Here is a 10,661-nt window from a genome sequence, read left to right on the forward strand (position 1 = left end):
CAAGCCTTGGTAAGGTTCTTCGCGTTGCATCGAATTAATCCGCATGCTCCGCCGCTTGTGCGGGCCCCCGTCAATTCCTTTGAGTTTTAGCCTTGCGGCCGTACTCCCCAGGCGGGGCACTTAATGCGTTAGCTACGGCGCGGAAAACGTGGAATGTCCCCCACACCTAGTGCCCAACGTTTACGGCATGGACTACCAGGGTATCTAATCCTGTTCGCTCCCCATGCTTTCGCTCCTCAGCGTCAGTAACAGCCCAGAGACCTGCCTTCGCCATCGGTGTTCCTCCTGATATCTGCGCATTTCACCGCTACACCAGGAATTCCAGTCTCCCCTACTGCACTCCAGTCTGCCCGTACCCACTGCAGACCCGGGGTTGAGCCCCGGGCTTTCACAGCAGACGCGACAAACCGCCTACGAGCTCTTTACGCCCAATAATTCCGGATAACGCTTGCGCCCTACGTATTACCGCGGCTGCTGGCACGTAGTTAGCCGGCGCTTCTTCTGCAAGTACCGTCACCGCCGAAGCGGCTTCTTCCCTACTGAAAGAGGTTTACAACCCGAAGGCATTCATCCCTCACGCGGCGTCGCTGCATCAGGCTTTCGCCCATTGTGCAATATTCCCCACTGCTGCCTCCCGTAGGAGTCTGGGCCGTGTCTCAGTCCCAGTGTGGCCGGTCACCCTCTCAGGCCGGCTACCCGTCGTCGCCTTGGTAAGCCATTACCTCACCAACAAGCTGATAGGCCGCGAGTCCATCCAAAACCGCATAAAGCTTTCCACCACCAGACCATGCGGCCGGCAGTCATATCCAGTATTAGACCCGGTTTCCCAGGCTTATCCCGAAGTTAAGGGCAGGTTACTCACGTGTTACTCACCCGTTCGCCACTAATCCCCGATGCAAGCACCGGATCATCGTTCGACTTGCATGTGTTAAGCACGCCGCCAGCGTTCATCCTGAGCCAGGATCAAACTCTCCGTTGATGTATCTACAGACACAACCAGCACACCCCGGAAAAAGGAGCACACTGATCGCACTAAATTTGAAACCAGCTAAAAAAACCATCCAACCACCACAGGGGCGGCAGCCAGATGACAATCTCAACCAATAAATAATATCGGTATCGACAAAACTTGGCACACTATTGAGTTCTCAAACAACAGACGCATCCAGCCAAACCAAGGAAAACAACTCCCCGATCCACACCGAAGCAACTTTACTACTCTATTTCATCCGAATCCGTTATGCAAATCCGATTCTTTCCGGATCCTGCTTCGCGTTTTCTTCATGAACACACTGCAAAACTCGAATTATTCGAAACTGTAAATTCGTTTCGCATCTCTTCGCTGCAATGTTTTCTACTCTATTTCATGCGGAGCCGTTATGCAAACCGGTTATTTCCCGATTTCGCGTCACGGTTTCCCGATGAAACCATTGCTGATTCGAATCAATTTGAACTCTAAACAAGTTCTGCATTTCTTCGCTGCAATGTTTATAACTTTATTTCATTTGAATTCTTACTGTCAAATCCGAAATTTCCCGGATTTTGCACTAACAATTCTTTATGAACCCACCAAAATGTATCAGCCACTCCGTGCAGTCCGCTTCACGCACACACAGCATCGCTTCTTGATTTGAAGGGGTTGTCCCTGCTCGATTTTCTGCCCGGCCCGTATTCCAGACCGTCGCAGCCTTTGTCCTAATGGACTTCATCGGTAGGCGACTTCAAGAACATTACGGCAGTTCCGAGCGTGCCGTCAAATCCCATCCCAGGACCACCCCCGCCGCCTGAAAAGCCGCCAACTGAGTGCTCCAGCCGCGCCGGTCCGAACCCCGGGTCCGCCTTTGTTCTTGCGTATTCCCGGGCCGTCACGCCTGCCGGCAGGCGTGACTACCGTGCCACTTCCACAGTTGCCAGATTGCGCTTTCCGCGCCGGACGAGCAAGTACCGGCCATGGAGGAGCTCGGTGAAGTCAATCACAGCATCCGCATCCGTTACCTTGACGTTGTTGATGTACGCGCCGCCTTCGGCAACCGTCCGTCGTGCGGCCGAGTTGCTTTGCGCGAGACCGGAAGCCACCAACAGCTCCACAATTCCCATTCCATCCCGACTGACGGTGCCACTGGGCAGTTCCGCCGTCGCCGATTTTAACGTTGCCTCATCGAGCTCGTGCAATTCGCCTTGGCCAAATAGTGCGGCCGAAGCAGCAATTACTTTATCGGCCGCGTCGGTTCCATGGACCAATGACGTGACATCGTATGCCAGCGTCCGTTGGGCCTCCCGTTTATGCGGCCGCTCCGCGACGGCCGTTTCCAATTCTTCGATCTGTTCTTGCGATAGGAATGTAAAGACTTTAAGCCTGTCCACGACATCGGCATCAGCAGTGTTCAACCAGAACTGGTACATGGCGTATGGCGTCGTCAGCTTTTCATCCAGCCAAACGGCATTGCCTTCGCTCTTGCCGAATTTGGTTCCATCCGAATTGGTTATCAGCGGGGTTCCGATGGCGTGCACGCTCTTGCCCTCGGCGCGGTGAATTAGGTCCACCCCGCTGGTGAGGTTGCCCCACTGATCGGAACCACCCGTCTGGAGCGTACAGCCGTAGCTGCGGAACAGTTCCAGGTAATCCAATCCCTGCAGGATCTGGTAGCTGAACTCGGTGTAGCTGATGCCGGCATCCGAATTCAGCCGGGCGCTCACTGCGTCTTTCTTGATCATGGTGCCCACGCGGTAGTACTTGCCCACCTCACGCAGGAAGTCGATGGCCGTCATTGGCGCTGTCCAGTCCAGGTTGTTGACCATCTGCATCGGGTTGTCACCATCAACGCTGAGGAACCGCGAGACCTGGCCCTGGAGGTACCCCACCCATTCGGCAACTTGTTCCTTGGTGTTCAAAGTGCGTTCCGCCGTCGGGCGTGGATCCCCTACAAGACCGGTGGAGCCGCCCACCAGCCCAATCGGATGGTGACCGGCGAGCTGCAGCCTGCGCATGGTCAACAGCTGCACCAGATTGCCTAAGTGCAGGCTGGGTGCCGTCGGGTCGAAACCACAGTAGTAGGTCAGCGGTTCACCGGTGAGGGCCTTTTCGAGTTCAGCTTCATCGGTGGAAACGTGGATCAGACCCCGCCATTTAAGCTCCTGCCAGACGTTGGCGAAGCTGGTGTCGTTGTGTTGAGCCTTGACGCTCGGGGAACTTTCAACCTGCATGGAAGTCACATTTCCTAAATTACTCGATCCCCGCGGGGATTTCTCCTTCGGCTATCAGGCGCAGCCGCTGGGTGGGTCGTGTCATGGCAACGTACAGGTCCCCGACCTTGCCACCGGCCGCGGCCAATAGCTCGGCAGGCTCAATGATGATGACGCCGTCGAACTCCAGTCCCTTGGCGTCGTGGGCACTGATCACCACAATATCCTGCTCGAGTCCACCGGATCCGGCCCCGACCCGCCCGCCGTAGACGGCACGCAACTCCCCCCGGAGGCCAGCCACCCGGGGAGCATCCGCAATGATGGCCAACAGACCGCCGTCGAGCAGGTCCAATTCCTCGGGAACGGCGTCGAGCAATGCCTCCGTCAGGCTGCCCTCCTCGACGCGTTCGACGACGGGTCCCCAGCGGCCTTCGCGGACCGCCTTGGGTGCGGCGATTCCCAGGCCCGCGGCGTTGGTCATCCGGACCGCGGCTTCGGCGATCTGGGTGGGGGTACGGTAATTCACCGTCAGCTCCTCCAGCTTCCACCGCTCCCCCAGGAACGGCTCGAGCGCCTGTGCCCAGGAAGCCGCGCCGGCTGCGGAACTGGTTTGCGCGATGTCGCCGACGATGGTGAACGACTTCAGCGGACAGCGGCGCATCAGCAGCCGCCACTGCATGGCGGACAGCTCCTGCGCCTCATCGACCACGATATGCCCGAAGGCCCAGGTGCGATCATTGACGGCGCGTTCGGCAGCCGAGAAGCGTTGTTCCTGGACCGCATTGAAATCCGCCAGCTCTTCTGCCCGGAGGGTTCCATCGACGCCCGAATCGGCCAGTGACGGATTGACGTTTTCGATCGTCCGCTCGGCGTTGGCAATGTCGCGCTGCCGTTCCGCGTCGCGGGCAACCGCGTCCCGGCCTCCGGATACATCCAGCTCGCCGAGCAGTTCCGCGGCCTCGTCCAGCAATGCCACGTCCGCTTCGGTCCACGGCGCGTCCGGGCTGCGCAGCAGAAATTCCCGCTCCCCTGCATTGAGCTTCGGGGCGGCTGCCTCCAGTCGTTCCGGTTTGGAGAGCAGGTCCCGGATCAGCTTTTCCGGAGTGAGCGGCATCCAGCACAGGTTGATGGCGACCCGAACGTCGCGGGAGGACCGGACCTCCTCGGCCAGATAGGACCGGTCCGCCGCATTGCCGCGGCCGGAGGATTCCTCGATTTTCTCTGTCAACTGTTCGGTCAGTTCCCGCAACAGGATCTTGACGAACGTCATCCGCGCCTCGTTATGCGGTTTGCCGGTGCCACGGGCTTTCTCCCGCGCACGGCGCACCTGCTTCGGCGTCAACGTAATGGTCGTGCTTTCGACCTTGAGCCGCTGATCGGCGTCCGGCACCCGCTGCCGGTTGGCAACAGCGCGCTTGACGACGTCGGCCATCTCCAGGCGGCCCTTGATCTCCACCACGTCCGGATTCCGCTCGTCCACCGTGCTGATTCCCGGCATCAGCCGGCCCACGCTGGTCATCACGACGCCGGTCTCACCCAGCGAAGGCAGCACGCGTTCGATGTAGCGCATGAAGGAATTGGATGGGCCCACCAGCAGCACGCCGGCCGACTTGAGACGCTCGCGGTGCGTGTATAGCAGGTACGCGGCACGGTGCAGCGCGACGGCGGTCTTGCCGGTTCCCGGTCCGCCCTGGACCACCAGTGCTCCTGGCAGAGCGGAACGGATAATCCGGTCCTGTTCTGCCTGGATGGTTCCGACGATGTCGGCCATCTGGCCGGTGCGCTTTGAGTTCAGTGCGGCCAGCAGCGCGCCCTCGCCCTGCAGGACATCCGAGTCCTCCAGCATTTCCGTATCGAGGACGTCGTCCTCGATGGCCTTGACCTTGCGGCCCTGCAGGATCAGGTGCCGGCGGCGGCGTACGCCTTGGCGTTCGAAGGCTGTCGCCTGGTAAAAGGTGCCAGCCTCCGGGGCGCGCCAGTCCACCATGAGGCGTTGCAGGTCGGCCGTCGACAAGCCGATGCGGCCGATGTAGCGGGATTCGCCGTCGTCCAGATCCAGCCGTCCGAACACCAGCCTGTCATCCACTGCGTTGAGCTGAGCCAGCCGGTCCTCGTAGAGGGTGGCGAAAGCGTCACGTTCGGAACGGTTCTGATGTGAGCCGGCGGAGGTAGTGCGCCGGACCTGGGCGAGCTGGGCCGCCTTTTCCTCCCGCAACTCGTCCAGACGGGCATAGAGTCCCGCCACATATTCGCGCTCATTGTTCAGCTCGGAATCCACGGTTTCTGAACCTGTGGACCCGGTGGCTGTGGGTTCGGTATCGGCCAAACGGCTCTCCGGCATTGCATTCCCCTCCCGCTAAAAGGCAGACCGTCTATTCTACAGCGATTTGTGCGCCGGCGCATTGCTGGATTACGCGCCGGTCGGCTGCGCATTGCAGGAAGGTGCGAAGGGCTGTCTCACGCCGGGATGCACGCAGGCAACTTTTATCAGACACGGGCGAGGGATCGGACCCGGTGCCCGGCCAAAGAGCTGCGGCCGCGAAGTCCGTTTAATTCCAGTACGACGCCGAAACCGGCCACCCGGACGCCGGCGCGGCTGAACAACCTGCTTGTGGCGGCGAGGGTCCCTCCGGTGGCGAGAACGTCGTCGAGCACCAGCACCCGGGTTCCGGCCGCGACGTCGTCGATATGCATCTGCAGACCGGCCGATCCGTACTCCAGGTCATACTGTTCGGTATAGACGCGGCGGGGAAGCTTGCCGGGCTTACGGACGGTAATGACTCCGACGCCGGCAGAGTAGGCTGCGGCTGCGGCCAGCAGGAAGCCACGCGCCTCCACACCGGCGACGGCGTCGAACTGGCCGGCAAAGGGCTCGATCAGGGAATCGACGATGGCGCGGAGTGCTGCTCCATCCGCGAACACCGGCGTCAGGTCGCGGAAGGTGATTCCTGGCTTTGGGTAGTCCTGGACCACGGCGCAGAGCCGACTGATCATTGACTCCACCGGTTCACGGGAAGAAATAGTCACCTAAGCACCGTACCGGTTTGGCATCGATCCAGCAGAAGATGCACCTTTGAGCGCCGCTTAAGTGCATCTTCTGCTGGAGCGATTCACGAACAGGACCAAGAGTCCAGGCTCAGACGGCGGGCGCCTGGCGTGGTTTCGCCGGGCGGTACGTCGACACAGTCTTGTCCCCGGAGAGCCAGAACCTCCAGGGGTACTCGTGGCCGCCGCCGGGTCCGCTTACTCCGACGCGGGGACCGGTACTCAGGTGCTGCGGGGACGGAGCGGCATCGGCCAACCGCAGCGTCAATGGGGACTCAAAGACCGGGAGCCCGTTGTGTTCCCTTCCCAACCCGAGGGCCTGCGTCAGCCGGGCGGGGCCTTTGGCCAGTTCGACTTCCTTTTTCGCCGCTGCACGCCTTGACTTGGCCAGTTCCCGCCCTTCGATCACCTCGCCAGCGCGGAGCAGGCAGCCGGACGAAGTGCCCGCTGTGCCGCAGACGATATTGGCGCAATAATGCATGCCGTAAGTGAAGTAGACATAGAGGAATCCGGCCGGGCCGAACATGACCGCGTTCCGGTTCGTCTTGCCACGAAAGCCGTGCGAGCCGGGGTCCGGAAAATCCGAAGTCTGCGACCCGAGGTAGGCCTCAACTTCGGTAATCCGGACCGTTACCGGCCCCTCATCGCTTTCATGCCGCAACGTTGCTCCCAACAGCCGCGGCGCCGCGTCCACACTATGGTGGTGCAGCAGAAAGTTGTGATCGGCATTAACAGGGTGCATTTCAGATCCGTGCGTATTCCCTGGCGGTTTCGACGTCGGAGCGCAGCACCTCAAGTTGTTTCTGTACTGCGGACGGTGCCGTCCCGCCTTGGGAATCACGGCTGTTGAGCGAACCGTCGACCGTCAGCACCTCCCGTACGCCGGGGGTTAGATGCTCCGAAATGCCGGCAAAGTCCTCATCCGTCAGGTCCCACAGTTCGATCCCACGCTTTTCGCACAAGGCCACGGCCTCACCCGACAACTCGTGCGCCACCCGGAACGGCACGCCTTGGCGGACCAACCATTCGGCGACGTCGGTGGCGAGTGCGAAGCCCTGCGGAGCTAAGGAATGCATCCGTTCGGTGTGGAACTTCAGTGTGGCGACCATCCCGGCCACCGCCGGCAGCAACAGTTCGAGGGTATCGGCGGCGTCGAAAACCGGCTCCTTGTCCTCCTGCAGGTCCCGGTTGTACGCAAGCGGCAGGCCCTTGAGGGTGGCCAGCAGTCCTGTCAGGTCTCCGATTAGGCGTCCGGATTTGCCGCGGGCCAGTTCCGCTACGTCAGGGTTCTTCTTCTGCGGCATGATCGACGACCCGGTGGAAAATGCGTCGTCGAGAGTCACGAAGGAGAATTCCTTGGTCGCCCAAAAGATGATTTCCTCGCTGATCCGGGACAGGTCGACGCCGATCATGGCGCTGACCCAGGCAAACTCTGCATAAACGTCGCGGGAAGCAGTTCCGTCAATCGAGTTGTGCACGGCGGAGTTGAAGCCCAGGTCCCTGGCCACCGCCTCCGGATCCAACCCGAGCGACGAACCCGCCAGCGCGCCTGATCCGTACGGCGAGACGGCCGCGCGCTTATCCCAGTCGATCAGGCGCTGCACATCCCGCAGCAAAGCCCAGGCATGGGCCAGCAGGTGGTGTGAAAGCAGCACCGGCTGGGCATGCTGAAGGTGGGTCCGCCCCGGCATGGCAGCGCCCAGATGCTCGGTTGCCTGCGCCATCAAGGCGTCGACGACGTCGAGCACTCCCCGAGCGATGATGCGGCCATGGTCGCGCAGATACATGCGGCCCATGGTGGCGATCTGGTCGTTCCGCGATCGGCCCGCGCGAAGCTTGCCACCCAGTTGCGGCCCGGCCCGCTCGATCAGACCGCGCTCCAGGGAGCCGTGCACATCCTCATCCGAGTCGGCCGCGGTGTATGCACCCGAACGGACATCCGCATCGAGCTGGTCCAGGGCGGACAGCATTCCCTCGAGTTCGGCATCGTCGAGCAGTCCGGCTTTGTGCAGCACCCGGGCATGTGCCTTGGACCCGGCGATGTCGTAACCGGCCAGGCGCCAATCGAAGTCGGTGGATTTGCTCAGGGCCGCCAGCGCGTCGTTGGGTCCGCTCGCGAATCGGCCGCCCCACAGCGCGCCGGTGTTCGTTTTCCGTGCACCGTCGTTAGTTCCCTGACCGGTCATGGCTTATTTGCCCTCTGCCGCGCGCTGGTCCCGCCCGGAAGCGACCTTCGAAGACATTCCGAACAGCTCGATAAAGCCGCGGGCCATCGACTGGTCGAAGGTGTCGCCGGTGTCGTAGGTGGCGAGGTTGAAGTCGTACAGCGCGGTTTCGGAGCGGCGTCCGGTAACAGTTGCCCGGCCGCCGTGCAGCTCCATCCGGATGTCACCGTTGACATATGTCTGGGTGTCATCGATGAAGGTATCCAGTGAACGCTTCAGCGGGGAGAACCACTGGCCGTCGTAGACCAGTTCCGTCCAGCGCTGGCCGACCGTCTTCTTGAAGCGGGCCTGCTCGCGCTCAACAGTGACGTTCTCGAGCTCGCGGTGCGCGGCAATCAACGCCATCGCGCCAGGAGCCTCGTAGATTTCGCGGCTCTTAATACCCACCAGGCGGTCCTCGACGATGTCGATCCGGCCGACACCCTGCGCTCCGGCGCGGCGGTTCATCTCCTGGATCGCCTCAAGCGGCGTCACGGCGTGACCATCGATAGCCACGGGAACACCGGCTGAGAAGGAAATCGTGACTTCGTCGACCACCGGTGGGAACGCGGGATCATCGGTGTAGTTGTACACGTCCTTGGTGGGACCGTTCCAGATGTCTTCGAGGAAACCGGTTTCGACCGCGCGTCCCCAGACGTTCGCATCGATCGAGAATGGGTTCTTCTTGGTGGTCTCGATCGGAAGGTTGTTCTTCTCTGCATATTCGATGGCCTTGTCGCGGGTCAGCGCGAGATCCCGGACAGGGGCAATGCACTTCAGGTCCGGACCCAGAGTCTGGATGCCAACCTCGAAGCGGACCTGGTCGTTACCCTTGCCGGTGCAGCCATGGGCAACGGTGGAGGCGCCGAATTCGCGGGCGGCAGCAACCAGATGCTTGACGATGACCGGCCGGGACACGGCGGACACCAACGGGTAGGAGTCCTGGTAGAGGGCGTTGGCCTTCAGCGCCGGCATGCAGTACTCAGCGGCGAATTCGTCGCGGGCGTCGGCAACATAGGCTTCGACGGCACCACAGTCGAGGGCACGCTGGCGGATGGTCTCCAGGGACTCGCCGCCCTGTCCGACGTCGACGGCAACGGCAATCACCTCGGATCCGGTGGCTTCGGCGATCCAGCCGATGGCGACGGAGGTGTCGAGCCCACCGGAGTAGGCCAAAACGATGCGGTCAGTCACAAATTGCTCCTTGTTCGATTGAGCGGTCAGCGCGCCGATCGGGCGCCGCCCGCCCGCGCGTGGTTAGTCGGTTGAGCTTGCTTCAAGGCTATGCGTTCAGGGACGCGTTTGCCGATTCGTTCACGTCGGGCGCTGACTATCCGTTAGGGTCAGGCCCTGCCGGCGGCCGCGGCGAGATCCAGGAACCGCTTGGCGACGGCGTCACCCGCGCCGGCGTCGCGGCACACCAGCAGGATCGTGTCGTCTCCGGCGATAGTACCCATGATGGCCGGCATCGTGGAATGGTCGATGGCGGAGGCCAGGTATTGCGCAGCCCCGGGCGGCGTGCGCAGGACCACCAGGTTGGCCGAGGCCTCCGCGGTCACCAGCACGTCTTCGCACAGTTTCCCCAGCCTGGCGTCCAGGACTTCCTGGTCCAGCGCCGACTGCAGGGTACGGTCGACGCCGTCCGATGGCACTGCGTAGACGAGTCCGCCGGCCGGGCTTCGCACCCGGACCGCGCCAAGTTCCACGAGGTCCCGGGAAAGCGTCGCCTGGGTGACCATGACGCCGTCGTCGGCCAATAAAGCGGCCAGTTCCGCCTGCGAGCGCACTGGCCGGGAGGTCAGCAGGGCGGTAATGCGTCCTTGCCGTGCCGTCTTGGTGGCCGGCCTGCCGGTCGAGCGGCCGTCCGTCCCGGCGTCATGCTCGGTCCGGCCGTCCGTCCCGGCGTCGTGCCCGGTCCGGCCGTCTGTCTGCGCGGCGCCGGGCACCTCCTCCCCGCCGCTTGGTTCGGTGTTCCTGGTGCTCATCGCGTCGCCACACCTGCAGCCGGGTTTCCGGATTGCTCCACCAGCCAGGCCATCAGCGCCTTCTGCGCGTGCAGGCGGTTTTCCGCCTCGTCCCAGACCACCGACTGCGGACCGTCAATCACATCCGCGGATATTTCCAGTCCACGGTAGGCGGGAAGGCAGTGAAGTACCACGGCGTCCGGTGCCGCCTGTGCCAGCGCGGCGGAATCGATGGAATATGGCTTGAACACGTCCGCCCGCGCCT

Annotated in this window: 7 protein-coding genes, 1 rRNA gene and 1 pseudogene; all 9 read right to left on the reverse strand. The window is 62.0% G+C overall.

Annotated features, from left to right (window positions below):
- Window positions 1-979 (reverse strand): 16S ribosomal RNA (locus Y707_RS0115140); the annotation flags it as partial.
- Window positions 980-1,887: 908 nt separating this feature from the next.
- On the reverse strand, window positions 1,888-3,204 hold the full coding sequence (gene tyrS / locus Y707_RS0115145; protein WP_035781918.1) for a tyrosine--tRNA ligase: 1,317 nt from the start codon (window positions 3,202-3,204) through the stop codon (window positions 1,888-1,890).
- Between the two features lie 19 nt (window positions 3,205-3,223).
- Complete coding sequence (locus Y707_RS0115150; protein WP_081744914.1) at window positions 3,224-5,524, reverse strand: HelD family protein; 2,301 nt, start codon at window positions 5,522-5,524, stop codon at window positions 3,224-3,226.
- A gap of 146 nt (window positions 5,525-5,670) precedes the next feature.
- A complete protein-coding gene (locus tag Y707_RS0115155) occupies window positions 5,671-6,177 on the reverse strand; it encodes an adenine phosphoribosyltransferase (RefSeq protein ID WP_035781920.1) in 507 nt (168 codons plus the stop codon).
- Between the two features lie 142 nt (window positions 6,178-6,319).
- The gene (locus tag Y707_RS0115160; protein WP_051442075.1) at window positions 6,320-6,970 is read right to left on the reverse strand and encodes a DNA-3-methyladenine glycosylase; all 651 of its coding nucleotides are present in this window, start codon (window positions 6,968-6,970) and stop codon (window positions 6,320-6,322) included.
- Between the two features lies 1 nt (window position 6,971).
- Entirely contained in the window at window positions 6,972-8,414 is a 1,443-nt protein-coding gene (gene argH, locus Y707_RS0115165) for an argininosuccinate lyase (RefSeq protein WP_026535718.1), read from the reverse strand.
- 3 nt (window positions 8,415-8,417) lie between these two features.
- On the reverse strand, window positions 8,418-9,626 hold the full coding sequence (locus Y707_RS0115170) for an argininosuccinate synthase (protein ID WP_026535719.1): 1,209 nt from the start codon (window positions 9,624-9,626) through the stop codon (window positions 8,418-8,420).
- Between the two features lie 149 nt (window positions 9,627-9,775).
- Window positions 9,776-10,417 carry an arginine repressor gene (locus Y707_RS26450; protein ID WP_081744915.1) on the reverse strand — a complete coding sequence of 214 codons (642 nt, stop codon included), beginning with the start codon at window positions 10,415-10,417 and terminating at the stop codon, window positions 9,776-9,778.
- Window positions 10,414-10,661 (reverse strand): annotated as a pseudogene (locus Y707_RS26455) (ornithine carbamoyltransferase); the annotation flags it as partial. The pseudogene Y707_RS26455 and the gene Y707_RS26450, both read right to left, overlap by 4 nt.

The organism is Arthrobacter sp. H14, from assembly GCF_000520495.1.
GTDB lineage: Bacteria > Actinomycetota > Actinomycetes > Actinomycetales > Micrococcaceae > Arthrobacter_C.

What these genes read in the sequence shown, in the direction of transcription:
- tyrS (WP_035781918.1), bottom strand. Translation starts at nt 3,204, where the DNA reads ATGCAGGTTGAAAGTTCCCCGAGCGTCAAGGCTCAACACAACGACACC.
- Y707_RS0115150 (WP_081744914.1), bottom strand. Translation starts at nt 5,524, where the DNA reads ATGCCGGAGAGCCGTTTGGCCGATACCGAACCCACAGCCACCGGGTCC.
- Y707_RS0115155 (WP_035781920.1), bottom strand. Translation starts at nt 6,177, where the DNA reads ATGATCAGTCGGCTCTGCGCCGTGGTCCAGGACTACCCAAAGCCAGGA.
- Y707_RS0115160 (WP_051442075.1), bottom strand. Translation starts at nt 6,970, where the DNA reads ATGCACCCTGTTAATGCCGATCACAACTTTCTGCTGCACCACCATAGT.
- argH (WP_026535718.1), bottom strand. Translation starts at nt 8,414, where the DNA reads ATGACCGGTCAGGGAACTAACGACGGTGCACGGAAAACGAACACCGGC.
- Y707_RS26450 (WP_081744915.1), bottom strand. Translation starts at nt 10,417, where the DNA reads ATGAGCACCAGGAACACCGAACCAAGCGGCGGGGAGGAGGTGCCCGGC.